Annotated in this window: 16 protein-coding genes; 3 read left to right on the top strand and 13 right to left on the bottom strand. The window is 66.4% G+C overall.

Annotation, left to right across the window (positions count from 1 at the left end; all coding sequences use genetic code 11):
* Nucleotides 1-153: 153 nt before the first annotated feature.
* The 4 genes from phnE to ACQ4OD_RS15625 are packed head-to-tail and all read right to left on the bottom strand — an operon-like array spanning nt 154 to nt 3,384.
* Entirely contained in the window at nt 154-921 is a 768-nt protein-coding gene (gene phnE, locus ACQ4OD_RS15610; protein ID WP_139668753.1) for a phosphonate ABC transporter, permease protein PhnE, read from the bottom strand.
* Nucleotides 918-1,745 (bottom strand): PhnE/PtxC family ABC transporter permease, encoded by an 828-nt coding sequence (locus ACQ4OD_RS15615; protein WP_430944550.1) that lies wholly within the window; start codon nt 1,743-1,745, stop codon nt 918-920. The genes phnE and ACQ4OD_RS15615 overlap by 4 nt, the downstream gene beginning before the upstream one ends.
* Nucleotides 1,739-2,533: a phosphonate ABC transporter ATP-binding protein gene (locus ACQ4OD_RS15620; RefSeq protein ID WP_139668750.1), complete on the bottom strand. Its 795-nt coding sequence runs from the start codon at nt 2,531-2,533 to the stop codon at nt 1,739-1,741. Before ACQ4OD_RS15620 ends, ACQ4OD_RS15615 begins: the two co-directional genes overlap by 7 nt.
* Complete coding sequence (locus tag ACQ4OD_RS15625) at nt 2,530-3,384, bottom strand: putative selenate ABC transporter substrate-binding protein (RefSeq protein WP_430944551.1); 855 nt, start codon at nt 3,382-3,384, stop codon at nt 2,530-2,532. The genes ACQ4OD_RS15620 and ACQ4OD_RS15625 overlap by 4 nt, the downstream gene beginning before the upstream one ends.
* 120 nt (nt 3,385-3,504) lie before the next feature.
* Between ACQ4OD_RS15625 and selD the strand changes: the two genes are divergently transcribed.
* Both selD and mnmH read left to right on the top strand, forming a co-directional pair.
* Entirely contained in the window at nt 3,505-4,539 is a 1,035-nt protein-coding gene (gene selD, locus ACQ4OD_RS15630) for a selenide, water dikinase SelD (protein ID WP_198754363.1), read from the top strand.
* Complete coding sequence (mnmH, locus tag ACQ4OD_RS15635; RefSeq protein ID WP_139668744.1) at nt 4,539-5,651, top strand: tRNA 2-selenouridine(34) synthase MnmH; 1,113 nt, start codon at nt 4,539-4,541, stop codon at nt 5,649-5,651. Before selD ends, mnmH begins: the two co-directional genes overlap by 1 nt.
* 73 nt (nt 5,652-5,724) lie before the next feature.
* Here mnmH and ACQ4OD_RS15640 read toward each other — a convergent pair whose 3' ends face one another.
* From ACQ4OD_RS15640 to ACQ4OD_RS15655, 4 genes are all read right to left on the bottom strand, one after another.
* Nucleotides 5,725-6,141: a hypothetical protein gene (locus ACQ4OD_RS15640; RefSeq protein ID WP_430944552.1), complete on the bottom strand. Its 417-nt coding sequence runs from the start codon at nt 6,139-6,141 to the stop codon at nt 5,725-5,727.
* 3 nt (nt 6,142-6,144) lie between these two features.
* Nucleotides 6,145-6,585, bottom strand: a complete 441-nt coding sequence (locus ACQ4OD_RS15645) for a Panacea domain-containing protein (RefSeq protein WP_198754360.1) — start codon at nt 6,583-6,585, stop codon at nt 6,145-6,147.
* 117 nt (nt 6,586-6,702) lie between these two features.
* A complete protein-coding gene (locus ACQ4OD_RS15650; protein WP_046857044.1) occupies nt 6,703-7,089 on the bottom strand; it encodes a lysozyme inhibitor LprI family protein in 387 nt (128 codons plus the stop codon).
* Nucleotides 7,090-7,123: 34 nt separating this feature from the next.
* The gene (locus tag ACQ4OD_RS15655) at nt 7,124-8,044 is read right to left on the bottom strand and encodes a LysR family transcriptional regulator (protein ID WP_430944553.1); all 921 of its coding nucleotides are present in this window, start codon (nt 8,042-8,044) and stop codon (nt 7,124-7,126) included.
* A 91-nt stretch (nt 8,045-8,135) separates the two neighbouring features.
* On the opposite strand from ACQ4OD_RS15655, the gene ACQ4OD_RS15660 reads away from it, so the two are divergent.
* Nucleotides 8,136-8,603, top strand: a complete 468-nt coding sequence (locus ACQ4OD_RS15660; RefSeq protein WP_198754359.1) for a DMT family transporter — start codon at nt 8,136-8,138, stop codon at nt 8,601-8,603.
* Nucleotides 8,604-8,608: 5 nt separating this feature from the next.
* On the opposite strand, the gene ACQ4OD_RS15665 is transcribed toward ACQ4OD_RS15660, so the two are convergent.
* The 5 genes from ACQ4OD_RS15665 to ACQ4OD_RS15685 form a co-directional block, all read right to left on the bottom strand.
* Complete coding sequence (locus tag ACQ4OD_RS15665; protein WP_139668735.1) at nt 8,609-9,148, bottom strand: hypothetical protein; 540 nt, start codon at nt 9,146-9,148, stop codon at nt 8,609-8,611.
* A 115-nt stretch (nt 9,149-9,263) separates the two neighbouring features.
* The gene (locus ACQ4OD_RS15670) at nt 9,264-9,803 is read right to left on the bottom strand and encodes a YfhO family protein (RefSeq protein WP_139668733.1); all 540 of its coding nucleotides are present in this window, start codon (nt 9,801-9,803) and stop codon (nt 9,264-9,266) included.
* Between the two features lie 50 nt (nt 9,804-9,853).
* The gene (locus tag ACQ4OD_RS15675; protein WP_139668730.1) at nt 9,854-10,417 is read right to left on the bottom strand and encodes a GNAT family N-acetyltransferase; all 564 of its coding nucleotides are present in this window, start codon (nt 10,415-10,417) and stop codon (nt 9,854-9,856) included.
* Nucleotides 10,418-10,511: 94 nt separating this feature from the next.
* Entirely contained in the window at nt 10,512-10,694 is a 183-nt protein-coding gene (locus tag ACQ4OD_RS15680) for a DUF3077 domain-containing protein (protein WP_139668728.1), read from the bottom strand.
* Nucleotides 10,695-11,439: 745 nt separating this feature from the next.
* Complete coding sequence (locus ACQ4OD_RS15685; RefSeq protein WP_430944554.1) at nt 11,440-26,724, bottom strand: autotransporter-associated beta strand repeat-containing protein; 15,285 nt, start codon at nt 26,722-26,724, stop codon at nt 11,440-11,442.
* Between the last annotated feature and the right edge of the window lie 89 nt (nt 26,725-26,813).

Genomic DNA, 26,813 nt, shown 5'->3' on the forward strand with positions numbered 1-26,813 from the left:
GGTTCGGCTGTCTGGTTCCTTGATACCGCAAAAACCATGACCGGAAAAAGTCTTTTTACGCTCAGGTGAAGTTTATTTTTCGGATTGACGAACAGGGCTTGGCGTGGGCCCGGAGCAGGACTACAGTCAGGGATCAGGTGCCGCGAAATACACTCAGGCGCGCACGAAACGTTGGCGCAACACATCGCTCAGGGCGTCCACCAGCAACACCAGCACCAGCATGGCGATGATCACCGTACTGGCCTGGGCCTCCTGGAACAGGCTCAGGGTCGCGTAGAGCATCTGCCCCAGCCCGCCCGCCCCCACGAAGCCCAGCACGCTGGCCATGCGGATGTTGTTCTCCCAGCGATAGAGGCTGTACGCCAGCAGTTGCGGCCACAGATTGGGCAACGTGCCGAAACAGAACGCCACCACTTGGCTGCCACCTTGCAAGCGGATCGCCGCCGCAGGCTCTGGCGGTGCATTTTCCAGCGCCTCGGCGAACAGCCGCCCCAGCACCCCGGCAGTGTGCAGGGCCAGCGCCAGCGTACCGGCATTCGGCCCCAGGCCTGCGGCCAGCACGGTCAGCGCGGCCCAGACCAGTTCCGGAATCGCCCGCAGCGCGTTGAGCAGCAGGCGCGACGCGCCCTGCAACGACCAGCCAAAACGCCCGGCGGCCGGCAACGCCAGCACCATGCCCAACAGCATCGCCAGCAGGGTACCCAACCCGGACATCGCCAGGGTTTCCAGCGCGCCATGACCCACGGCGCGCAGATGCTCGAGCGACAGGTCCGGTTGCAGGAAGCGCCCAGCGTACTCGGCCATCTGCCCGAGCCCTCCATCGCCGATCACGGCATGCAGGTCCAGCTCCAGGTAGGCGAATGAAGCCAACACCGCTACCACGATACCCAGCAGCACCAACAAGTTTATCGCCCGGCTCATGCAAGCCTCCCGCGCAGCAAGCGGCTGAGCAGGTCGGCCAACATCACCAGTGCCAGGAACGCCAGCAACATGCTCGCCACCTGGTCACCGGCAAACATGCGCATCGACAGGTCGATCTGCTGCCCCAGCCCTCCGGCCCCGACGAAACCCATCACCACCGAAGCGCGTACCGCGCACTCCCAACGGTAAACGGTATACGACACGACTTCCGCCGCCGCGTTGGGCAGGATGCCGTAGCAGAAAGCGGACAGACGACCGCTGCCGGCCTGCAGCAAGGCATGCACCGGGCGCTGGTCCACCGACTCGAAGATTTCCGCGTAGACCTTGCCGAGCATGCCGCTGTAGGTGATGGCGATGGCCAGCACCCCGGCGGTCGGCCCAAGGCCCACGGCGCGGACGAACAGCAGCGCCCAGACGATCTCCGGTACGCTGCGCAGGAACACCAGCAGGCCACGCACCGGCAGGCGCATACCCCGTGACCAGGAGCCTGGGCGAACGCCTTGGGATGCCGCACGCAGCGACAGGGCGCGGCTGGCCAGCAGGCTGGCCGGCACCGCCAACAACAGGGCCAGGGCCATGCCGACGGTCGCCACGGCCAAGGTCTGCAAGGTAGCAACCCAAAGCAGGCCGAGAAACGCCGCATCGTGGGCCGGCGGCCAGAAAGCACCGACGAAACTGGCCATCTGCTGACGGTTCTCCGCCTGCAGCAGCACGCCGGGGTTCAGCTCGCTCACGTAAAGCCCCGGCCACAGCAGCGCCAGGCACAACAGCGTCAGCAACAAACGGGGCAGCGCTGCGGGGTCGCGGGCGGCGGCGTTCAACATCGCGGAATCTGCACGGTCAGGGTCGCTCCCACGCTGACCGGCGAGGCCAGCTGTTCATTGGCGTAGAGCGCCTCAAGCAGGCTTTCGCTCACCGCCTCAGCCGGGCAGTCGAAGGCCACCTGCCCTTCGCGGATACCAATGACCCGCGGGAAATGCGCCAGCGCCAGCTCCACCGCATGCAGGCTGGCGACCAGGGTCACGCCATGCGCCTGGGCATGCCGATTGAGCAGCGCCAGGCTGTGATCGGCCAGGACCGGGTCCATAGCCGAAACGGGCTCATCGGCCAACAGCACCTCCGGGCGCTGGTAGAGCACTCGGGCGATGCCGACCCGCTGCAGCTGCCCCCCGGACAACTGCCCGCACTGGACGAACAGCTTGTCCGCCAGCCCCAGGTCAGCCAGAACCTGACGGGCTCCCGGCACATCGCCCGGATGCACCAGGTTGAGCAGGCCACGCAAGGTGCTCCACTGCCCCAGCCGACCGGCCAGCACTGCCGTCACCACTCGCTGGCGCGGCGGCAACGGCGGCGCCTGGTGCACCAGGCCGATGCGCGCGCGCAGGCGCTGGCGCGCGTGCGCCGACAACGCCCACGGCTGCGCGTCGAGCACATCGAGCAGCCCGGCGCTGGGCCGGGTGGCCGTGGCCATCAGGTGCAGCAGGCTGGACTTGCCGGCCCCGGAGGGCCCGATGATCGCAACCCGCTCCCCCTTGTCGATACACAGGTCGACGGCATTCAGGGCCTGTACCTTGCCGTGGCGCAGGCTGGCCTCGTGCAGACGAATGCTCACTTCAGCAGGCCGGCCTCGCGCGCGGCCTGCTCGGTACCCTGGTAGTTCTCAGGCTTGGTTTCGATGAAGCGGCTGGCGGCCTGCAGGTCTAGGATCACCTTGTCCGCAGGCTTGGCCGGATCCAGGGCGAGGAAGGCCTGCTTGATCTTCTCTTTCAGCGCCGGGTCCATTTTGCCGCGCACGGTCCAGTTGTAGTCGTAATACGTCGGTGTGGTGGCGAATACCTTGACCTTGTCGGTATCGACCTTGCCGGCATCGACCAGTTTCTGCCATACGCTGGCGTTGAGTACGCCTGCATCGACCTTACCCGCCGCCACCCAGGCCACGGTGGCGTCGTGGGCACCGGAATAGGCGACGCGGCTGAAGTAGCTCTCAGGCTTGATGTTGTCTTCCTTGAGCATGAAGTAGCGCGGCATCAGGCTGCCGGAGGTGGACGAAATCGAGCCGAAGGCGAAAGTCTTGCCCTTCAGGTCGGCCAGGCTCTTCACGTCAGGGTTGGCGGTGATGAACTTGGAGGTGAACTGGGCATCCTGCTCCCGCTGCACCAATGGCGTGGCGGTCGAGTCCTTCAGGTGCACCTGAACGAAGGTGAAGCCCCCCAGCCAGGCCAGGTCCAGGCGATCGCTGGCCAGCGACTCGACCACCGCTGGGTAGTCGGCGACCGGCACGAACTGCACCTTCATGCCCAACTGCTGCTCGAGGTATTCACCCAGCGGCTTGAACTTGCGCAGCAGTTCGGTCGGTGCTTCATCGGGGATGGCGCTGACGCGCAGGACGTCGGCGGCCTGGGCGACCACGGCGCAGCAGGACAACGCGAGACCGGCAAACAGTGCCAGGGGGCGTTTGAGCATGGGGGGTTCTCCGGTTCAATAGCGGGGCTTGGGTCAGTGTCGCATCGCGGGAAGTATAAGAGTCGCAGGCACAAAGGCCAGCTTTGCTACAATCGCGCATCACGAAAAGTCGAGGTGCACATGAGCGAGCCGATTCGTCTGACACAGTACAGCCACGGCGCTGGTTGCGGCTGCAAGATTTCTCCCAAGGTCCTGGATGTGATCCTCGCCGAGAGCGGTACGCAGGCCCTCGACCCGAACCTCTGGGTCGGCAACGCCTCGCGCGACGACGCTGCCGTATACGCCCTGGATGACGAGCGCGGCGTGGTCTCGACCACCGACTTCTTCATGCCCATCGTCGACGACCCGTACGACTTCGGTCGCATCGCCGCCACCAACGCCATCAGCGACATCTACGCCATGGGCGGCGACCCGCTGATGGCCATCGCCATCCTCGGCTGGCCGATCAACCTATTGCCGCCGGAGGTCGCCCGCGAAGTGATCCGCGGTGGTCGAGCGGTCTGCGCAGAGGCAGGCATCCCCCTGGCCGGTGGCCACTCCATCGACGCCCCGGAACCGATCTTCGGCCTGGCCGTGACCGGCGTGGTGAGCAAGCGCCACCTCAAGCGCAATGACACCGCCAGCGTCGGCTGCCGCCTGTACCTGACCAAGCCGCTGGGCATCGGCATCCTCACCACCGCCGAGAAGAAGGCCAAGCTGCGCGAACAGGACCAGGGCCTGGCCCGCGACTGGATGTGCACCCTCAACACACCGGGAAGCCGCTTCGGCAAGCTCGACGGCGTGCAGGCGATGACCGACGTCACCGGCTTTGGCCTGCTCGGCCACCTGGTCGAAGTCGCCGAAGGCAGCGGCCTCACCGCGCGCCTGCAATTCGCTGCGGTGCCGCGCCTGCCCAGCGTCGAACATTACCTGGCCGAGGGCTGCATCCCAGGCGGCACCTTGCGCAACTTCGACAGCTACGGCCACAAGATCGGCGCGCTGAGCGACGAGCAGAAGCACCTGCTGTGCGACCCGCAGACCAGCGGTGGCCTGCTGGTGGCAGTCAGCCCGCAGGGCGAGGCCGAATTCCTCGCCGTGACACGGGAGCTCGGGCTCGAATTGGCGCCGATCGGCGAGCTGGTCGAGCGACAGAGCCACGCAGTCGAGGTGATCTGATGCGCCCCGACTGCACCGAGCTGAAACAGCTGTTCCTCGACGACGTGCCGATGATGGACATGCGCGCGCCGATCGAATTCACCAAGGGCGCTTTCCCCGGCGCCGTCAACCTGCCGCTGATGAACGACCAGGAGCGGCAGAAAGTCGGTACCTGCTACAAGCAGCAGGGTCAGGCCGCCGCCATTGCCTTGGGCCACCAGTTGGTCAACGGCGCGCTCAAAGAGCAGCGCCTGGAGGCCTGGGCGGCATTCACCCAGGCTCATCCCGACGGCTACCTCTACTGCTTCCGTGGCGGGTTGCGCTCACAGATCGTCCAGGGCTGGCTCAAGGAAGCCGGCATCCAGTATCCGAAGGTGGTGGGCGGCTACAAGGCCATGCGCACCTTGCTGCTGGAAACCACCCAGCAAGCGGTGCAGCACTGCGACTTCGTGCTGCTGGGCGGCCTGACCGGCACCGGCAAGACCGACGTGCTGCTCCAGCTGGACAACGTGCTGGACCTGGAAGGCCACGCTAACCACCGCGGCTCCAGCTTCGGCAAGCGCGCCACCGCGCAGCCGGCGCAGATCGACTTCGAGAATACGCTGGCCATCGACATCCTGAAGAAACGCGAGCGTGGCTTCGACCAGTTCGTGCTCGAGGACGAAGGCCGCGTGGTCGGCAGCTGCGCGGTACCGCTGGAGCTTTACCAGGGCATGCAACGCTATCCGCTGGTGTGGCTCGAAGACAGCTTCGCGCATCGCGTGGAACGCATCCTGCGCGATTACGTGATCAACCTGTGCGCCGAGTTCATCGCCGTGCACGGTGAAGAGGCCGGCGGCCCGCTGTTCGCCGAACGCATGCGCCAGAGCATGGCCAACATCTACAAGCGCCTGGGCGGCGAGCGCTTCCAGCGGCTGTCGGCGTTGCTCGACCAGGCGCTGGAGGAGCAGTTGCGCAGTGGTGACGTGAGCCTGCACCGAGGGTGGATCGAAGGGCTGCTCAAGGAATACTACGATCCGATGTACGCCTACCAGCGGGCGGCCAAGGCACAACGGATCGAGTTCGCCGGAGACGGGGTGGAAGTGCGTGAGTACCTGAAGGCCCGGGCACTGCGTGAGCAACGCGGCGCCTGACTCGCAAGCCCGCTCCTACTCCCCTGTTGGAGCGGGCTTGCCCGCCCAACCAAAGGGGTCACTGTACTCCGCGTCAATGCTTGTACAACTTGAACTCACGATCTATCCAGATCACATGAAAAATCCGCCCACTGCGGTACCCCACCATCGCCACCAGGTCGAAAGCCCTGAACGCCAGCAGCCGAACATCTTCAGTGAGGAATAAAGGCAATACAGCCCTGATACTGCCGCGCGAAATCGTCTCCGTACCATAGCCATGGCGATCGAGCTGGCGGATCTCTCGCCACGTGCGCTGACTGATCTGACGCAAGCGCTCGAGCATCCTGGCGCGCTCTGCCTGCTGGCAGTCCTGAATGCACCAACCTGATGGCAGATACTCCAGTGAGAACACCGGGGGGCGCAGGTCCGACTCGTCAGACTCGCCAGCCATGTGGCGTGCCCTTACCTGATTTCCCTGGGCATCTCGCTCCTTGAGCCGCTTACGTACCATCGCTCAGTTCACCAGGTGATTCCTGAAATACCGTTGCATTTCGTCCCGGGGAATCTCCCGGCTGAAAGCGCCCTCCTGATAGTTGTCCCGCCAGGGGTCTTCTTCATGGGTCAGTTGACGGAGCTTCCACGCCGAATACTGCCCATAGACCTCGAAGACCTCCTTGATCAGGCGGGTCTGATCCCTGGAAAAGCAGGTCGACTCGAACACTGCAGGCATCGGGACCGGGTTCGAGCCATGCTGGCTGAACCGACGGTAGAGGTCGGCCACGACCGGGCCATGCATCCAGGCCTCGATACGCTCTTCGAACAACGGGGCGCCCAGCAAGGCCAGGCTGAAGCCCTGCGCGTAGTAGACGAGCTTCTGCAGCTTCAGGTTCGAGATCTCACCCGTCTCGCCTTCCAGGGTGAGGAAGTAATTGGCGACATCGATGCTTTCAGGCATGTGCTCCTCCCTTGGTGAACGTGCTGTCCATGAGCTGTACAAAAATACAGCCATCAGCGTCGCGGCGATACCCTTCAGCCGACCAGTTCACCCGCCAATCTGTAAGCTGATGCTGCGCTACTGCCCCGGGCTGAGCACCCGTTCCAGCTCCGCCGCCCGGTCCTTGCTCATGTCCATCTCGCACATCGCGCCTTCGATGCGGTAGATGCTGCCGTTGCTCAACTTGCCGTGGAACGCGCAGTTGCCGTCGCGGTACTTCATCCAGGTGCGCTGTACTTCGCGCAGGTCCTTCTGCTGCTGGCTGTCGAGCTTGGCCATGAGCTGCTTGTAGACCCGGTTCAGCCGGTCATCCTGCAACCGGGTTTCGGCCTGGATGCAGGCGCCCATTGCCAGCGTGCTGGAGGCTTTGTCCATGCACTGGGTGTAAGTAGGCGAATAGTCCTCGGCCTGGGCGCCGGCAACGATCAGCAGGGCGGCGGCGCCGACCAGGCAATGCTTGAACATGGGCTTCCCTTTTCGCAAATGAATGCGGCACAGCCTAGCACCCTGCTCCGCCTTCGTTCACGCACAGCGCCTGGATTTGCGCCCGCAGCCAGCGGTGCCCGGCATCGCCGTCGCGCCGCGAGTGCCAGGCCTGGGCGAAGGCGAACGGCGAGATCGCCAGGGGCGGCGCGAACTGGCGCAGGGCCGGGTCCAGGCGAGCACCAACGAGGCTGCGCCGGGCCACGGTGAGCACCAGGTCGGTCCCGGCAATCACACTTTGGGCCACGCCCCAATGCGGCAGGGTCAAGGCGATGCGCCGACGCGCGCCCAAGGTGGCCAGGGCCTGGTCGATCTCGTTGTCGATGCCGGGGCGCACCGCCACCAGCACATGGGGGCGCGCCAGCCACGGGTCCAGCGCCAGGCTGGCGCGGGGCGGCAGGCTGGCGCGGTCAGCCAGACAGACGAAGGACTCCTCGAACAGCACCTGCTGGGCCATTTCCGTCGGCAACTCGGGAAACACACCCAGCGCCAGGTCCGCCTCGCCGTCGATCAACTGGCCGAGCATCGCCTCGCGGCTGCCCTGGGACACCACCAGGTCGATGCCCGGCGCTTCGCGTCGCAGCAGGCGCATCAACGCTGGCAACACCACACGGGCGCCATAGTCGGACATGGCCAGGCGAAAGGTACGCCGGGCCCGCGCCGGCTCGAAGCCCGGCGTGCCGAGCAATCCGTCGAGTTGCTGCAAAGCCTCCTGCAACGGCGCGTGCAGAGCTTCGGCGCGGGCCGTCAGTTGCAAGCGGCCACCGCGTCGAACCAGCAGCGGATCGGCGAAGATCTCGCGCAACTGCGCCAACGCATGGCTGACCGCCGGCTGGCTGCGGTGCAGGCGCAATGCCGCACGCGAGACATGCTGCTCGCTGAGCAGGGCGTGCAGGGACAGCAGTAGATTGAGGTCGATACGGCGCAAATCATCCATGCCACGAATACAGCCTGTGCAACGTTCGAATTTCCATCATTCAAATGCATAGCGAAGACTGACGCCAGTGTTTTCATCAGGAGTAGACACCATGCCCGCCAGCCTCTTCGCCGCCCTCCCCTTGCTCATCGCCCTGCTTGCCGGGGCCGCAGTGCCGTTTCAGGCGGGCAGCAACGCCGCGCTCGGACGCCTGCTCGACCATCCGCTGTGGGCGGCCGGTGTTTCTTTGCTGGTCAGCCTGCTGATGCTGGTGCCGGCCCTGCTGCTGATGCGCGCGCCGCTGCCGCAGGTGCAGCAACTGGCCCATGCGCCCTGGTGGGCCTGGTTCGGCGGGGTTGCCGGGGTGCTCTACATCACCGCCGCGCTGGTGCTGACGCCACGGCTAGGCGCGGCGGGGTTCATCGTCTGCGTGGTGGCCGGGCAGGTGCTGTCGTCGCTGCTGATCGACCAGTTCGGCCTGATGGGACTGCCGGAGCGGCCGGTTAACCTGTTGCGACTGGCGGGGGTGGGGATGATCGTGATCGGGATGATCGTGGTGCAATGGGGGACGGCGCGGTAAGGCCATCACAAGCTTTGCGGCTGCTCCGGCGGCACGATCACCTTGTGCGGCTCGAAACGCAGCGACGGCATCTGCGTACCGGCATACAGCGCCACGCTGAGGGCCGCGATCAGCGCCACATCGAGCCAGCCCCAGCCCGGTACATCCGCTGCTGAACGCGCCTTCCAGCACCACCAGAGCTGCCCCATGCAAAACACCAGGATCGCCATCAACCACAGGTAGAAGCCCGCGCCAAAGCCGGTCACGTCCTGGAAGGCGTAGCTCTGGTTGTCCGGCAAGCGGGTGATCGCAAAGCTGCTGGCCGCCAGATACAGCGCCAGCAGGCCGCACCCCAGTGCCAGGCGGCGGAACCGTCGGTGGGCGAGGATCGCCAACGCCAGCAGTGGGTTGGCGAACCACTGGTACAGGCCAAAGGCAATACCCCACGGCCCGTAGAGCAGCATCTGCAATGCCGGTACATGTCGCCCCGCACCTGTCAGGGCACCATCGAAGGCCAGGCCCAGCAGGTACAGGGCGAGGCTTGTGGTCAGGTAGAAAGCGGGCAAGTCAGGCACCTGGTAAAAGCGGACGAGCTGCGACCTTAACCCAGCCCCTGCCGTCTTTCCAAACCCAAGGCGCGTCTGGCCCCGACAAAAAGGCCGCGCAGCCAATCTGGAGAGTTCAGCCTGCCTGTACCTGCTCCATTGGCTCGTCGGAACTGCGAATCTGCACGCCCAGGCTGGGCATCTGAGTCGCCAGGTAGATCGTGCTCGTCAGCACCGCGATCAGCAGCACATCGAACCAGCGCCAGCGCGGCATATCCTGCGCCGTCTGCGCCTTGCGGCACCACCATCCCTGCCCCAGGCAGAACAGCAGGATTGCCAGAGTCCACAGGTAGTAGCCGGGGCCGAAACCGGTAAGCGGCAGGAAATCATAGCTGCGGTTGTCCGGCAGCCGCTCGATGCCCAGGCAACTGAGCGCCAGGCCCAGGGCGATCAGGCCCGCGCCAAGCGCCACCCGGCGAAAACGCCGGCGGGCGAGGATTGCCAGCCCCAACAACGGATTGGCAAACCACTGGTACAACCCGAAGGCAATGCCCCATGGGCCCATGACCAGTATCTGCAGCGCCGGCATATGCCCGTCGACGCCCATCAGCAGGCCATCGAAACACAGGCAAAGAAGGAACAGCACGAGGGTGAACATCACATAAAAAGCAGGCACGCGCAGGCTCCATCCAGCAGCGAAAGGCGCGACCATAGCGCAAGCGGGCGTCAGGCGACAGGCGGTTCGAGCAACAGACCGTAAAGCCCCGAGTCAGACAGCTCGCCGGCCACGCACCAGCGGGCGCGCAGGGTGCCCTCAAGGACGAAGCCCTGGCGCTCCAGGGTACGTGCCGAGCCCTGGTTGCGCGGGTCGATTTCCGCCTCCAGGCGGCGCAGGTGCAGGGTGTGGGCCAGGTAGTCGATGAAGCAGGTCAGCGCTTCATCCATGTAGCCCCGGCCCTGGGCCGACTTGGCCAGGCAGTAGCCGATTTCGCCCCGGCGCGAGGTCTCTTCGAGGTTGAACAGCTGGACCATGCCGATCAGCTCGCCATTGTCACGGCGGTACATGCCCAGCTTGAGCAACTGGCCGGCGGCATACGCCTCGCGGTCGGCGGCCAGGGCGCTCTCGGCCTCGGCCAGGGTCTGCCAGGGGGCGTGGTACCAGTAACGCATGACCTCGGGGTCGGCCATGATGGTCAGCCACTGCTGCGCGTCGCCATGACGCATGGGGCGCAACTGCAGGCGTGGGCTGTCGAGGCACAGGTCGCTGGGGAAACTGCGGGGGTCGGGCACGCCGGGACTCCTGTCCGGTGGTGAGGAGATGACAGTCTAACGACAGTGGCTCGGTCTGGCATCCCTGGGGCCGCTTTGCGGCCCCCTTTCACCGCTACCGGTTCAGCCCCAGCTCCATGTCATCGATCAGCCCCTTGGCCAGCCCGCTGAGAATCCGCGCCGCGCTGGCAGCCATGAGGTCACCCTCCATCTCGGCCTCGGTGGTGAAATGCGCCACGCAGCCGAGCAACACCGACAGGTCGCTGAAGGCGCGGTCGAAATTGAATTTCAGGAACAACCACCTCGATCCTTCTCACAGATTAGGGTGGCAGTCGTACGCATGGTGAGAAGCTCGTGTGTAACCATGAATCCACGGTCAGGCCAAAGCCTGCACGCGCACGACCGCCATTGACGAAATCGACATGGTTCACACAACGGGCTTCTCACACCCGGTCGCCAAATGTGACGACCCAGAGACGGTATCCCTGATGTATTTCCCGGCCAATTCAGAGCCTTCCGGCAGGCGCGTAGGATAGGTCCGAAGCGCTGGCTGGCTGAAGGATTTGGTTTCAAATTCGGAAATGTCTTACGGGTTTGGATCGAGGTCTTGATCGCGTTATGGCGGCCAGGTGCTTGACGATGGCCTTGCAGCGCCTATGAGACCGAGCGCCGCCCGCGCGGCGCATCGCTGGCAAGCCAGCTCCCACATTTGTTTCGGGCCAGTCTTGCCTGTGAAGTTGTCGCTGTCCGCCTTGATGCATGTCTTGAGACCGGTGGGACACCAGTGGCGCCCACACTGAAACCGCGTCGTACCCACAAGGCGTACAGCCGCGGCGGCGCAGGCATAACTGGCCCGAAACAAATGTGGGAGCTGGCTTGCCAGCGATGCGCCGCGCGGGCGGCGCTCGATCTTATAGACGCTGCAAGATTTGCGGCGAACACTTGGTGGCCCTGATACGGTCATCAGCCCTCGCGGCTAAAAACCAAGAAAAGGCCAGGCTTGAGATTGCCGGAGGCTACAAAGCAGCCCCCTGCAAGCTACCTCAGAACCCCATGCTGAAGCTCACCACCACACCATGGTCGCGGTTCTCGCTGGACAGCTGCCCGGAGTAGCCGACCCCGAGCTTGCCGCTCGCGCCCACCGACAGGTCCACCCCGGCCTCGACCACCGCCGCGTCCTTGGCAATCGGCACACCCTCGGTGCTGAAACCGTCGCCGCCACCGATGAAGCGCAGATCGGCATCGGGCTTGTCGTCACCGAACGCATGGCGCCAGCCCACCGACAACCGCGGCGTGATGGTGCTGCCGTTGTCGAGCAGGATGCGCTTGCCAGCCCGCACGCCCAGGGTGGAGAAGGTCACATCCTGGTCGACCTTGCCCTCCAGCCGCCCTGCCCCGCCCTTCTCATGGGCGGTGTCGCTGTCGTAGTTGACATAAGCCAGCCCGGCGAACGGCTCCAGGGCAATGCCGCCGGCATCGATGGCGTAACCCACCTCACCGAACACCTGGGCGCTGCGCGCCTTGTACTTGGCCTTGAGGCGGTCGTCATAGCTGCCCACGGTGACATCGCGCTTGGTGTCGATGTCGTGCCAGCTGTAGGCCACGCCCAGGCGAGCGGCGAAGGCATCCAGCTGGTAGCCGAGGTAGGTGGTCAGGTGGTAGCTGTCCACCGTGGCGTCCGAGCGGCGACGGTGCGCGTCGATGCTCGAGCGGGTGTAGCCGGCGGCGGCGCCCACTTTCCACTCATCGTCCAGCGCGCGGTCGACACCGAGCATGAAGCCCGACAGGTCGCGGTCGACGCTGGCATGGCTGCTGCTGCCGTCGTAGGTGCCCCAGCCGCCGATGGCGCGGATCCAGCCCACGGCCTGGCCCTGGCAGCCTTCGCTGGTCAGTTGCTGGTTGGCGGTCGGCGCCAGGGTGCGACGCGGGTCGTCCTGGTTGGTGCAGTCGGCTTGGCGCAGGCGGTCATTGACCGCGTCGCGGACGTAGCGCGAGTCCTCGATCAGCACGGTCGCGGTGCTGGCGTGGATCTCGCCGGACAGGCTGTCGAACGCCGCCTGGGCGCCCTGGCGGTCCAGCGGCAGCAGGTTGTTGACCAGCTCGGCCGGCGCCCCGGCACTTGCCAGCGCGGTGGCCACGCCACGCTGGTTACCGGTGGCGGCGACATCGGCGAAGGAGTTGCCGTTGCGGCTGACCGACAGGGTCACCTGGTTGGCGCCGTAGTCCAGCGAGCTGTTGAGGAACGCCGAGTTGGCCAGGTTGGTGGTGGCGAAGGTGCCGTTTACCCCGCCCGCGGCGCTGACCACGGTGTACTGGCCGTTGCCACTGGCCAGGTTGGCGACCATCAGGCTGCCGCCGAGGTTGGCGGTGCCGCCCACATTCAGGTAGTTCACCGGCGAGGTACCGAGGTCGATCACCAAGGTGCCGGTGGCGCCGTTGGTGAAGTTGCCCGACACGTTGAGGTTGCCGGCAGGCCCTGGCAGCACGGTGCCGTTGTTGGTCAGCCCGGCGACGGTGCCGTTGCCGGTCAGCGCGGCGCCGTTGGCCACCGTGACCTGGGCTGCGAGGTTGCTGCCCGGATTGGCGGCATCGCCTACCTGGAGCACGCCCTGGTTGACGTTGAAGGCGCCGCTGAATGGTTGGTTGCCGGTCAGCAGCAAGGTACCGCCGCCCTGTTTGGTGGTGGTGCCCGTACCGCTGAGGGTGCCATTGAAGGTGCCATTGCTGCCTTGGGCAAAGACCAGGTTGGCGTTGTTGAGGATGTTGCCCTGCAGGCTGGTGGTGTTGCCGACCAGGGTACCGCCGCTCACGGTAGTGCCACCGCTGTAGGTGTTGGCACCCGAGAGGATCAGAGTGCCAGCGTCGAGTTTCTCGATGCCGCCGGTACCGACCAGCGGCACGCTGACGGTGGCGGTGCCGCCAGCGTTGACACGCACCGGCGCCAGGCTGCCATCGCTACCGTTGACCGGTGTCAGGCTACCCCCAGCACCCGGAACGACCTGATAGCCGTTGCTGAGGAACTGCAAGCCCTCGAACGACTGGTTGCCCACCACGGTGACGGTGCCCGGAGTACCGCCGAAGACCGCGTAGCCACCACTCCAACCTTCGTTGCTGGTGCCGCTGGCGTTGGTCCAACCAGTGTTCGGCCCCCAGGTACCACTGCCGCCGCCGATGCTGCCATCGGGGTTGGTCTTGCCACCGTTCCAGAACTGCAATTCTTCGCCGTAGTTCTGCACCACCAGGTTGATCTGGTTGGCGATAGCGGTCTGCAGGCTCAGGTCACCCAGGACCACGCTGCCCGGAATGGCACCGAACACCAGGCCGTTGTCGGTGAGCGTGCCGCCGTAGCTGAACAGTTGGTAGACACCGGTACCGAAGCCACCGGCATCGGTAATGTTCAGCGTGCCGTCCAGCACCAGGTTGCCGTTGACCTTGACCACGGTGGTGGAGGCCGCCGGGGCGCCGAGGCTGAAGTCCAGGGCGCTGCCCGACGCCAGGTCGAGGCTGCCGACGGTGAGCGGCGTGGCGCTCTGGCCGGCAGCCAGGGTGGCGCCATTGGCGATCTGCACGGCACCGCCGTAGGTACCGCTGCCGCCCAGGCGGGCGCCGGTGGCGACCTGCACGGTGGCACTGTCGAGGCGGCCATTGACCAGCAGGCTGCCGGCGTTGACCTGGGTCGCGCCGGTCAGGCCATTGATGCCGGTCAGCAACAGTTCGCCAGTGCCGTTCTTGGTCAGGGTGCCAGTACCGGTGAGGTTGCCGGTGTAGCTGCCATTGGCGTTCTGCTCGAAGGTCAGGGCTGCGTTGTTGAGGATCGCGCCTTGCAGACTGGTGGTATTGCCCACCACGCCGCCTGCGTTGATCTGGGTGCCGCCGGTGTAGGTGTTGGCACCGTTCAGGGTCAACAGGCCAGCGCCATTCTTGATCAGCCCACCGGTGCCGCTGACCACCCCGTTGAGGGTCAGGGCGTTGCTGCCGGCGATGGCCAGGGCGCCGTTGAGCACGGCATTGTTGACCAACGTCACGGCGGTGTTGCTGTCCAGCGTGGTACCGCCCGCGGCCGTCAGGGCGCCACTGCCCAGCGCGCTATTGTTGCCTAGCACCAGGGTGCCGCCGTTGAGGGCGGTACCGCCGCTGTAGCCATTGGCAGCGTTGAGCACCAGGGTGCCGCCGTCTTGCTTGGCGACGCTGCCGGTGCCGTTGAGGGCGACGTTGAGGGTGGCGGTGGCGCCGCTGTCGACCCGCAGGTTGGTGGTGCCGTTGCCCAGCAGTTCACCGGCCGTCCCGGCATTGAGCACATAGCCGTCGGTGACGAACTGCAGGCCGGTGATGCTGTGGCTGCCGTTCACGGTGACGGTACCGGGGGCGCCCTGGAACACGGCGAAGGTATCGTTCCAGGTGCCGTTGAGCACGCCGTTGGCGTCGGTCCAGTTGGTGTTGGTGGCATCCCAGACGCCGCTGCCGCCCTCGATCACGCCGTTGGCCACGGTCTGGCTGCCGTCCCAGAACAACACGTTGCTGGCGCCACCGACCACCAGGTTGACCTGGTTGGCGACGGCGGTCTGCACCGTCAGGTCGGTGACCGGTACCGGCGTGGTGCCGAAGCTCATGCCATTGTTGGTAAGGCTGCCGCCGTAGGCGAACAGGCGGTACACGCCGGCGCCGAAGCCGCCGATGTCTGTGACATTGAGGGTGCCACCCAGGGTCAAGTCGTTGGCCACGTTGACCAGTGGAGTGCCACCAGCCGACGGTGCCCCGAGCGAAGCGTTGAAGTTGGCGCCGCTGTCGAGCACCAGGTTGCCGGCGTTCAGGGTGCTGCCGCCGATGGCCGCCAGGTTGCCGCCGTTAGCCACGGTCACCGAACCACCGAGGCTGCCGACGCCGCTGAGGCTGGCGCCGCTGGCCACGTTGACCGTGCCGCTGGCCAGCGAGCCATCCACCTTGAGGCCGCCGCCCTGCACGTTGGTAGTGCCGGTGTGGCTGTTGGCGCTGTTCAGTGCCAGGGTGCCGCTGCCGAGTTTGTTCAGGGTGCCGCTGCCGCTGATGTTGCCGCCGAACACGCCGCCCTCGACCGTCAGGCTGTTCCCGGCGGCGATCTGGATCGCGCCGCTACCGCCGATTTCACCCAGCGTGGTGTTGCCGTCGAGGTTGAGGCTGGCGCCACTGCTGACATTCAGCTCGCTCTGGCTGCCGAGGGCGGTGGTGCCGACGGTGCTCAGGCTGCCAGACAGGATATTGAGGATGCCGCTGAAGGTGTTGTTGCCCGACAGCGTCAGGTCAGCCAGGCCGCTCTTGTTCAGTTCACCGGCGCCGCTGAGCACGCCGGCCAGGTGCAGGTCATTGCTGCCCAGCACGTTGAGCACGCCGCTGACATTGACCGGATTGGCCAAGGTGACGGCACTGGCGCTGTCGAGGTTGGCGTTACCGGTGACGTCCAGGCCGCCGCTGCCAAGGGCGGCATCATTGCCAACCACCAAGGTGCCGGCCTGCAGCTCGGTACCACCGCTGTAGGTGTTGGCGCCCATCAGCGCGAAGCGGGCGAGGCCGGCCTTGAGCAGGCGGCCGCTGCCGCCGACGGTGCCGCCGAGGGTCAGGTCGTTGCCGCCCAGAATCGTCAGGTCACCCGTGGCATTGACGCTGTTGGCCAAGGTCACGGCCTGGCTGCTGTCCAGGCTGGTGCCGGCCACGGTATTCAGGCTGCCGCTGCCCAGCGCGGTATTGGAACCCAGCACCAGGGTGCCGCCATTGAGCGCAGTGTTGCCGGCATAGGTGTTGTTGCCGGCCAGCGCCAGCCGGGCGCTGCCAGCCTTGACCAGGCCACCGGCGCCGCCGATGTTGCCGCCCAGCGCCAGGTCGTTGCTACCGGCGATGTTCAACGGCCCCGCCAGAGTGATGGCATTGCCCAGCGCGACCGAGGCGTTGCTGTCGAGGGTGGTACCCGCCGCAGTTTCAAGCGCACCGTTGCCCAGGGCCGTGTTGCTGCCGACGATCAAAGTGCCGCCACTGAGCACGGTACCGCCGCTGTAGCTGTTGTTGCCGTTGAGCACCAGGGTACCGCTGTCGAGCTTGTTGAGCTTGCCGACGCCGGTCAGGCCGACATCGAGGGTCGCCGTGGCACCCGGGTCGACCCGCACGCTGGTGTCGCCACTCGTGCCGTTTATCAGGTCGAGCACACCGGCGGTACCGGCCAGCAGGCGGTAGCCATCGCTGACGAACTGCAGGCCGTTGACCGTCTGGCTGCCGTCGACGGTGACATCGCCGGCTATACCCTGGAACACCGCGAAGGTGCTGCCCCAAGTGGTGTTGGTCAGGCCATTGAGGTCAGTCCAGTTGGTATTACCGGCATTCCACACCCCGGCACCGCCGTCTACCTGACCGTTGGGCAAGTTCTGGCTGCCATCCCAGAATTGGATATTGAGCCCCGCAGCGCTGACCAGCAGGTTGACCTGGTTGGCCAGGGCGGTCTGCAAGGTCACGTCGCCCAGGCCCACGCCCAGCGGCAGGCTGCCGAAGTCCAGGCCGTTGTCGGTGAGGGCGCCGGTGTAGTCGAAGACGCGGTACACACCGTTGCCGAAGCCGCCGATGCTGCTGACATTGAGCGTGCCGTCGAGGGTCAGGTTGCCACCGACGTTGAACAGCGCGGTGCCGCCAGTGGACGGCGAGCCGAGGCCGATATCGACGATCGAACCGCTGTTGAGCACCAGGCTGCCGAGGCCCAGGGTCGCGCCGCTCTGCCCGGCCAGGTGGCCGCCGTTGTCGATCACCACCGAGGCATTGGCGGTGCCGCTGCCGGTAAGGGTCGCACCGCTGGCCACGGTCAGCAGGTTGCTGCCCAAGGTGCCGTCGACTTTCAAGGTACCGGCGTTGACCTGGGTATTGTCGGCCAGGTTGCTGCTACCGGTCAGGGTCAGGGTACCGCTGCCGACCTTGGTCAGGCCGCCCAGGCCATTGAGGGCGCCAGCGAAGGTGCTGCTCAGGTTGTTGCCGCCCAGGCTCAGGACGCTGCCGACGCCAACATCGACCAGGCCACTGCCGGTCAGGCTGCCAAGGCTGGCATTGCCATTAAGGTTGAGCTGGCCGCTGGCGCCGACATTGAGGGTGTCGACGTTGGCCAGCACACCGCTGCCGAGGGTGGTGAGGGAACCCGCCTGGATATCCACGTTGCCGCTGAAGGTCTTGACGCCGACCAGGGTAAGGTCGTCGACACCGGTCTTGACCAGATTGCCGCTGCCGCCGAGGTCGCCGCTGAGGATCAGCGCACTTGCGGTTTCGACAGTCAGGTTGGCGCCGTTGCTCAGGGCTACGGTGTTGCCCAGGGCCATGGCCGAGCTGTTGGCCAGGGTGGCATCGGCGGTGACCGCCAGGGTGCCGGTGCCCAGTGCGCCGCTGCTGCCCAGGGTCAGGCGCCCGGCGTTGAGCTGGGTACCGCCCTGGTAGCCGTTGTTGCCATTGAGGGTCAGGTTGCCGCTGCCGTTCTTGGTCAGGCCTGCCGTGCCGTTGATCACGCCGTTGAGGGTCAGGTCATTGCCGCCATCGACGGTCAGGCCAGCGTTGAGGGTGACGTTGTTGGCCAGGCTAGTGCTGGCGCCGCTGCTCAGGGTCGAGGCCCCGGCGACGGTCAGGGCGCCCTGCCCCAGCGCGTTGTCGTTGCCGACCACCAGCCGGCCGGCACCGAGGGTGGTGCCGCCCAGGTAGCTGTTGGCGCCGTTGAGGATCAGGGTGCTGGTACCGGCCTTGTTCAGGCCGCCGACGCCATCCACCACGCCGGTGAGGGTCAGATCGGCGCTGCCCGGCAGGTTGAGGGTGCCGCCCAGGTGCACGTTGTTGGCCAGGGTGACGCCCGCACCGCCGGCATCGAGGCTGGTGTTGGCGCCGGTGCTGAGGTCGCCGCTACCCAGCGCGGTGTTGCTGCCGACCACCAGGGAGCCGCCATTGAGGGTAGTGCCGCCGCTGTAGGTGTTGTTGCCGTTGAGGGTCAGGCTGGCGGCGCCGTTCTTGACCAGGCCGCTGTTGCCGGAGACCACGCCATTGAGGGTCAGCGCCTGGCTGCCGCCGAGGGTCAGGTTGCCACCGGCGAGGTTGACGGCATTGGCCAGTACCAGCGCCTGGCTGGCGTCGAGGCCGGCGGCGCCGTTGACGGTCAGGGCCCCGCTGCCCAAGGCGCCGGCATTGCCCAGCAGCAGGCTGCCAGCCTGCAGCGAGGTGCCGCCGGCGTAGGTATTGATGCCATTGAGCACCAGCTGCCCGACACCCAGCTTGTTCAGCGCCCCGGCACCGCTGATCACACCGTCAAGGGTCAAGGGCTGGGCATTGTTGATAGCCAATGTGGCAGCGGCGCCGAGGCCAATGGCATTGGCCAGTTGCAGCGCCCCGGTGGTGGCCAGGGTGCTGTTGCCGGTCACCGACAGGTTGCCCGTGCCCAACGCGGTGTTGTTGCCCAGCGTCAGGGTGCCAGCGCCAAGCGTGGTAATGCCTTGATAGGTGTTGGCGGCGCCGAGGGTCAGGTTGCCGGTACCGGTCTTGGTCAAGCCGCCGGTACCGCTGATCACGCCGTTCAATGTCAGGTCGTTGTTGCCGGTCAGGCCCAGGGTGTCGTTCAGCGTCACCTGGTTGGCCAGGGTCAAGGCACCCGTGGTGGCCAGGTTGCTGGCGCCGCCGACGACAAGGTTGCCGGTACCCAGGGCCTGGTTGTTGCCCAGGGTGAGCGTGCCGGCATTGAGGGTCACGCCGCCAATCAAGGTGTTGGCGCCACTGAGGGTGAGGTTGCCGACGCCGTTCTTGGTCAGGCTGCCGGCCCCCGTGACCAGCCCGCCCAGGCCCAGGTCGTTGCTGCCGGCGATGGTGAGGTTACCCCCCAGGTTGACGGTGTTGCCGATAGTGATCGCCGAGGCGCTGTCCAGCGTGGTCCCGGCAGCCGCGTTGAGCTGGCCGAGGCCGAGGGCGCTGGCGCTGCCGAGCACCAGGGTGCCGGCATTGAGATTGGTGTTGCCCAAATGGCCATTGGTGCCGTTCAGGGTCAGGGTGCCGCTGCCGGTCTTGGTCAGGCCGCCGACGCCGCTGACGTTGCCGCCCAGGGTCAGGTTTTGCGCCCCGGCGACGGTCAGGTTGCCGGCCAGGTTGACCTGGTTGGCCAGGGTGACGTTGGCATTGCTGCTGAGGGTGGTGCCGCCGGCTGCGTTCAGGGCACCCGTGCCCAGTGCAGTGTTGCTGCCTACCACAAGGGTGCCACCGTTCAGGCTGGTAATGCCCTGCTGGCTGTTGCTGCCGTTGAGGGTGAGCGTACCGGCACCAGCCTTGATCAGGTCACCGGTGCCGCTGAGCGCGCCGTTGAGGGTGAGGTCGTTGCTCCCCGGCAGGGTGAGGTTGGCGTTCAGGGCGACGGTGTTGCCAAGCGCCAGGTTGCCGGTGGCGTCCAGGCTTGAGGCGCCGGTAACGGTCAGGCCCCCAGTGCCCAGCGCCTGGGCGTTGCCCAGGGTCAGGGTACCGGCACCCAGGCTGGTGCCGCCGCTGTAGGTGTTGGCATTGCCCAGGGTCAGGTTGGCACCGCCGTTCTTGGTCAGGCTGCCAGTCCCCGAGACCACGCCGGACAGGCCCAGATCGGCGGAACCGGCGACAGTCAGGGCACCGCTGAGGCTGAAGGCGTTGCCGAGGGTGACAGCTGTATTGCTGTCCAGGATAGTGCCGTTGGCGGTGCTGACCGTGCCGGTACCGAAGGCAGTGTTATTGCCGACCACCACCGTGCCGCCATTGAACAGGGTGCCGCCGGTATAGCTGTTGGCCCCATTGAGCACCAGCGTGCCGCTGTCGAGCTTGGCCAGTTGGCCGCTGCCAGAGAGGCCAACGTTGAGGGTCGCGGTGACGCCCGGATCGACGCGCAAGGCAAAGGCGCCGTTGCTGCCGTTGACCAGGTCCAGGCCACCGGCGCCGATCAGGCGATAGCCGTTGGTGACGAATTGCAGGCCGGTGGCGGCCTGGGTGCCGACCACGGTGACATCGCCCGCGGTGCCCTGGAAGACCGCGAAGTCGCTGGCCCAACTGCCATTGAGCACGCCGTTGACATCAGTCCAGTTGGTATTCCCCCCGTTCCACGTACCGGTCCCGCCGTCGATCACACCATTGGGCACGCTCTGCGCCCCATCCCAGAACTGCACGGTGCCGGTGGCGCCGCCGACCAGCAGGTTGACCTGACTGCCGATGGATGTCTGCACCTGTAGGTCGCCGGGCAACACGACACCCGGCACGTTGCCGATCAGCAGGCCGTTGTCCACCAACCCGCCGGTGTAGTCGAACAGCCGATAGATACCGGTGCCGAAGCCGCCGAGGTCGGTGACGTTGAGGGTACCGTCCAGGGTCAGATTGCCATTGACGCTGACCACTGCGGTGCCGCCGGTGGCCGGCGATGCCAGGCCAAAGTCGAGGATCGAGCCGCTGTGCAGGGTCAGCGCACCAGTGCTGAGGGTCGCGCCGCTGTTGGCCAGCAGGTGCGCGCCGTTGGCTATGTCGACTGCGCCCAGCAGGCTGCCGGTACCACCGAGGCTGGCGCCGCTGTTGACCTGCACGCTGGGGCTGGCCAGCGAGCCCGTGACGTTGAGCAGGCCGGCATTGACCGTGGTATTGCCGCCGAGCACGTTGACGCCGGACAGTTCGAAGCTGCCAGTACCGGTCTTGATCAGCCCGCCACTGCCCGCCAGGGCACCACTGAACACACTGTTGAGGTTGTTGCCGCCCAGGGTCAGGTCACCGCCGCCGGCGATGTTCACCGTGCCGGCCCCGCTCAGGCCACCGATGGTGGCGCTGGCACCGAGATTGAGGCTGGTGCCGGCGCCGACGCTGACCGCCGAGGTATTGCCCAGGGCCGTGTTGCCGACCGTGGTGATGCTGCCGCCAAGCAGGTCGATGGCGCCGCTGAAGGTGTTGTTGCCGGTGAGCGTCAGGTCGGACACGCCGTTCTTGATCAACCCGCCGGTACCACTGAGCACACCGCCCAGGGTCAGGTTGTTGCTGCCGCCAAGGGTCAGGTTGGCGCCGAGGTTTACGTTGTTGCCCAGGGTCATCGCCACGCTGTTGGCCAGCGTCGAGGCGCCGCCGACGTTCAATGCCCCGGTGCCCAGCGCGGCGGCGTTGGCCAAGGTCAGGGTGCCGGCATTGAGGTTCAGGCCACCGCTGAAGGTGTTGGCGCCGCTCAGGGTCAGATTGCTGCTGCCGTTCTTGGTCAAGGCCCCCGCACCGCTGATCACGCCGCCCAAGGTCGTGGTGTTGCTGCCTGGCAGGGTCAGGGTGGCGCCGTTGCCAAGGGCGATGGCGTTGCCGAGGTTGAGGGTAGCGCTGGAGTCGAGGCTGGCATTGCCACCCACGCTCAAGGCGCCGCCGCCGATGGCGTTGTTGTTGCCCAGGATGAGAGTGCCGGCATTGAGGGTGGTGCCGCCACTGTAGGTGTTGTTGCCGTTGAGGGTCAGCACGGCGCTGCCGTTCTTGACCAGTGCACCGCTGCCGCTGATGAGGCCGCCGAGGGTGGTGGCGTTGCTGCCCAGCACGGTCAGGGTATTGGCGCCGAGGTTGATGCCGTTGGTCACGGCGACGGCGGTACTGGCGTCGAGATTGGCGTTGCCGCCCACGGTCAGGGCGCCGATGCCCAGCGCGGTGTTGCTGCCCAGGGTCAGCGTGCCGGCATTGAGCTGGGTGCCGTTGGTGTAGAGGTTGTTGCCGCTCAGGGTCAGATTGGCGTTGCCGTTCTTGACCAACGAACCGATGCCGCTGACCACGCCGCTCAGGCCCAGGTCGGCGCTGCCATCAATGGTCAACGGACCGGCGATGTTCACATCGTTGGCCAGGCTCACCGCCGTATTGGCATCCAGGTGGGTACCGGCCAGGGTATTGAGGGTACCGGTACCCAGCGCGGTGTTGCTGCCGAGCACCAGGGTACCGGCGTTCAAGCGGGTGATGCCGCTGTTGCTGTTGTTGCCGGTCAGGGTCAGGGTGGTGCCGCCATTCTTGGTGATGCCGCCGGCACCGGCGATGGTGCCGCTCAGGGTCAGGTCGTTGCTGCCGGGCAGGATGAAGTTGCCCGCCAGGTTGAGCGCGTTGCCAAGGTTCAGCCCGGCCGCACTGGTGTCCAGCGTGGTGTTGTTGGCGGCGTTGAGTGCGCCGGTGCCCAGTGCGGTGTTGCTGCCGACCACCAGGGTGCCGGCGTTGAGGGTAGTGGCGCCGCTGTGGGTGTTGTTGCCGCTCAGGGTCAAAGTGGCGCTGCCGTTCTTGATCAGACCACCAGTGCCACTGAGGGCGCCGGCCAGGGTGAGGTTGCTGGTGGTCGGCAGGGTCAGGTCGGCAGCGAGGTTGACGGCGTTGTTCAGGGTCATCGCCGTCGAGTTGGCGAGGGTCGATGCGCCACCGACCGTCAACGCGCCGGTTCCCAACGCGGCGGCGCTGGCCAGGGTCAAGGTACCGGCATTGAGGGTGAGGCCGCCGCTGAAGGTGTTGGCGCCGCTCAGGGTCAGGTTGGTGGCGCCATTCTTGACCAGTGCGCCGGTGCCGCTTATCACCCCGCCCAAGGTGGTGGTGTTGCTGCCTGGCAGGGTCAGGGTGTTGCCGGCGAGGTTGATGGCATTGCCCAGGTTCAGGGTGCCGCTGCCGTCGAGGCTGGCATTGCCGCCCAGGGTCAGGCCGCCAGTGCCGAGGGCATTGCTGTTGCCCAGGGTCAGCAGCCCGGCGTTCAGGGTGGTGCCGCCGCTGAAGGTGTTGTTGCCATTGAGCGTCAGGCCGGCACTACCGCTCTTGACCAGGGCACCGGTACCGCTGATCTGCCCGGTCAGGGTGGTGGCGTTGCTGCCCAGCACGGTCAAGGTATTGCCGCCCAGGCTGATGCTGTTGGTCGCCGAGACGGCGGTACTGGTATCCAGGTTGGCGTTGCCGCCCAAGCTCAGGCCGCCGATGCCCAGTGCGGTGTTGCTGCCGAGAACCAAGGTACCGGCATTGAGCTGGGTGCCGTTGGTGAAGGTGTTGCTGCCACTCAGGGTCAGGCTGGCGTTGCCGTTCTTGACCAGCGAGCCGATGCCGCTGATCACGCCGCTCAGCCCAAGGTTGGCAGTGCCGTCGATGGTCAGGGGGCCGGCGGCAATGACGTCGTTGGCCAGGCTGACCGCGGTGCTGGCGTCCAGGTGAGTCCCCACGGCGGTGTTGAGGATGCCGGTACCCAACGCCGTGTTGCTGCCGACCACCAGGGTGCCGCCATTGAGGAAGGTGGAGCCGCTGTGGGTGTTGGCGCCGGTCAAGGTCAGGGTGGTATTGCCGGCCTTGCTCAGGCCGCCGCTGCCGGCGATGACGCCACTCAAGGTCAGGTCGTTGCTGCCGGGCAGGTTGAGGTTGCCGGCCAGGTTCAGGCCGTTGCCGATGTTCAGCCCGGCGACACTGGTGTCCAGGCTGGTGTTGGCCGCGGCGTTGAGCACGCCGGTGCCTAGCGCGGTGCTGCTGCCCAGCACCAGGGTGCCGGCGTTGAGCGCGGTGGCGCCGCTGTGGGTGTTGTTGCCGCTGAGGGTCAGGCTGGCGCTGCCATTCTTGACCAGGCCGCCGGTGCCGCTGAGGGTCCCGGCCATGTTGAGGTTGTTGGCGCCTGTCAGGGTCAGGTTAGCGCCCAGGTTGACGGCGTTACCCAAGGTCATCGCCGCGGTGTTGGCCAGCGTCGATGCGCCGCCCACGGTCAGGGCCCCGGTACCGAGCGCCGTGGCGCTGGCCAGGGTCAGGGTGCCGGCGTTGAGGGTGAGGCCACCGCTGAAGGTGTTGGCGCCACCCAGGGTCAGGTTGGTGCTGCCGTTCTTGACCAGCGCGCCGGTGCCACTGATCACACCACCCAGGGTGGTTGCGCTGGTACCAGGCAAGGTCAGGGTGTTGCCGGCCAGGTCGATGGCGTTGCCGAGGTTCACCGACACGCCGGCATCCAGGCTGGCATTACCGCCCAAGGTGAGGCCCCCGGTGCCCAGGGCGTTGTTGTTGCCCACGGTGAGGACACCGCTGTTGAGGGTCGTGCCGCCGCTGAAGGTGTTGCTGCCGTTCAGGGTCAACCCGGCGCTGCCGTTCTTGACCAGCGCACCGGTGCCGCTGATCACGCCGCCCAGCGTGGTGCTACTGCTGCCCAGCAGGTTCAGGGTATTGGCGCCCAGGTTGACGGCGTTGCCCAGGCTCACCGCCGTGCTGGCGTCCAGGCTGGCGTTTGCGCCAAGGGTGAGGGCCCCGGTACCCAGGGCGTTGCTGTTGCCGACAGTGAGCTTGCTGGCATTGAGGGTCAGGCCGCCACTGAAGGTGTTGTTGCCGCTCAGCGCCAGGTCCCCTGCCCCGTTCTTGACCAGCGCACCGGTACCGCTGATCACGCCACCCAGGGTGGTGGCGCTGGTGCCGAGCAGGTTCAGGGTGTTGGCGCCAAGGTTGATGGCGTTGCCCAGGCTTACCGCGCTGCTGGCATCGAGGCTGGCGTTGCCACCCAGGGTCAGCGCGCCGCTGCCAAGGGCACTGCTGCTGCCGACGGTAAGCTTGCCACCCGCCAGGGTGGTACCGCCACTGTAGGTGTTGGCACCGTTGAGGGTGAGGTCGGCGGCGCCCGCCTTGGCCAGCGCACCGGTGCCGCTGATAATGCCACCCAAGGTGGTGGCATTAGTGCCAGCGAGGGTGAGCGTGCCTGCGCTCAGGTCAATCGCGTTGCCCAGGTTGAGCGCCGAGGCACTGTCCAGGATGCTGCTGCCGGTCACCGTCAGGGCGCCGCTGCCCAGCGCCGTGTCGCTGCCCAAGGTAAGCGTTCCGCCGCCCAGGGAGGTGCCGCCACTGAAGGTATTGAGCCCATTGAGCGTCAGGCTGCCGGTGCCGCTCTTGACCAGTGAGCCGGTGCCGCTGAGTACGCCGCCAAGGGTCAGTGCGTTGCTGCCGGGCAGGGTCAAGGCTGCGTTCAGCGCCACTGCATTGTTCAACACCAGCGGCACGCTGCCTTGCAGGCTGCCGGCGCCACTGACGGTCAGCCCGCCGCTGCCGAGCGCCGTGGCGCTGGTCAGGTTGAGGCCGCCAGCGGCCAGGGTGGTACCGCCACTGTAGGTGTTGCTGGCGCCAAGGGTGAGCAGCCCGGCACCGGTCTTGGTCAAGCCGCCGACACCCGAGACCACGCCGTTGAGGGCCATGTCGGTGGCGCCACCCACGTTCAGGCCGGCATTCAAGGTCAGCGCATTGTTAAGACCCAGGCCTGCCACCGTGCCCGCGAGACCACCGCCGTTCACTGTGATGCCACCGGTGCCGAAGGCGCTGGCGTTGTCGAAGTTGAGCAAGCCACCGTTGAGGGTGGTCTGGGTGGTGCCGTTGAGCAATTGCCCGATCAGCGACCAGGTACCGCTGTCGACGATCAGGCGGTTGAAGTTGATGTAGTTCGAGGCGTTGATGGTGCCGCTGCCCGTGGTGCCGCTGCCGCCGCCGATGGCGTTCTGCAACGCCAAGGTGTTGGTGCCGCCAGCACCGCCGTCGACCACGCCAGCAGGCGCGAAGCCCAGGTTGGGGTTACTGGTGACCAACAGCGACACACCGACACCCGCCCCCGCGCTGAGGCTGGAGCCGGTAATGGCGTTGAAGCGGTTGGTACTGCCGGCGCCCATGGACAGGCTACCGGTCAGGCTCCCGGCGTTGGTGAAGGTGTTGCCGGCTGCGGACGCCTGAAATGCCGTGCGACCCAGCACGGTGCCGGTGTTGGTGAAGTTTACTGTTCCGCCCCCGCTCACGGCGATGACCGGGGTGTCCTCGCTGATTATCGTCAGACTGGCCAATGCCGTGGAGCCGATGCTGCCGGCGTTGTTGATGGTAGTGACGCCGCCGGCAGCGTTACGCACGTCCATTGCCATGCCGGTAAGGTTCAACAGGCTCGCGCCCAGCACCGCCCCGGTTCCTCGAATCACACCCGTGGCATTGTTGGTGATGTTGATGGTACTGGCAGTGCTGGTGTTGCCGATCACGGCGCCGGTGGACTGGATGCTCAGGATCCCCAGCAACGACGGGTTGACGGTACCGGAGTTGTTCAACGTGATGTTATTGCCGGTAAGCGACAGCGCGGTGCCGCCCACGCCCAGCAGCACGCCCAGCGAGGCACCGGTGTTGACGTTGACGGTAAGGCCGCTGCCACTGTTGGAATAACTCGGCGCGAGCGGGTTGGCCGCGCCGCTGCAGGTCACCGTGGAGCCGGCCAGGCTGCAGGCGGCCAGCGCCTGTTCACCGTGCAGACCAAAGGCCATGGCCGTCACGGCCAGGCTGACGGCCAGCGACAATTGGGAGAAACGGGCGGGCGAACGGGGGGCGGCGCGACTGTCCACGGAGAGCTCCTTCGTGGATCAGGCGATTCAGTCCTTGAAAGCGTGCACAGCGGGTTGGGCAAGAGCAGTGACACACGCGACGGCCGAAA

The organism is Pseudomonas sp. WC1 (assembly GCF_050586565.1).
Lineage (GTDB): Bacteria > Pseudomonadota > Gammaproteobacteria > Pseudomonadales > Pseudomonadaceae > Aquipseudomonas.

Coding starts and splice junctions, on each gene's coding strand:
- phnE (WP_139668753.1), bottom strand. CDS start 921: ATGAGCCGGGCGATAAACTTGTTGGTGCTGCTGGGTATCGTGGTAGCG.
- ACQ4OD_RS15615 (WP_430944550.1), bottom strand. CDS start 1,745: ATGTTGAACGCCGCCGCCCGCGACCCCGCAGCGCTGCCCCGTTTGTTG.
- ACQ4OD_RS15625 (WP_430944551.1), bottom strand. CDS start 3,384: ATGCTCAAACGCCCCCTGGCACTGTTTGCCGGTCTCGCGTTGTCCTGC.
- selD (WP_198754363.1), top strand. CDS start 3,505: ATGAGCGAGCCGATTCGTCTGACACAGTACAGCCACGGCGCTGGTTGC.
- mnmH (WP_139668744.1), top strand. CDS start 4,539: ATGCGCCCCGACTGCACCGAGCTGAAACAGCTGTTCCTCGACGACGTG.
- ACQ4OD_RS15640 (WP_430944552.1), bottom strand. CDS start 6,141: ATGGTACGTAAGCGGCTCAAGGAGCGAGATGCCCAGGGAAATCAGGTA.
- ACQ4OD_RS15645 (WP_198754360.1), bottom strand. CDS start 6,585: ATGCCTGAAAGCATCGATGTCGCCAATTACTTCCTCACCCTGGAAGGC.
- ACQ4OD_RS15650 (WP_046857044.1), bottom strand. CDS start 7,089: ATGTTCAAGCATTGCCTGGTCGGCGCCGCCGCCCTGCTGATCGTTGCC.
- ACQ4OD_RS15655 (WP_430944553.1), bottom strand. CDS start 8,044: ATGGATGATTTGCGCCGTATCGACCTCAATCTACTGCTGTCCCTGCAC.
- ACQ4OD_RS15660 (WP_198754359.1), top strand. CDS start 8,136: ATGCCCGCCAGCCTCTTCGCCGCCCTCCCCTTGCTCATCGCCCTGCTT.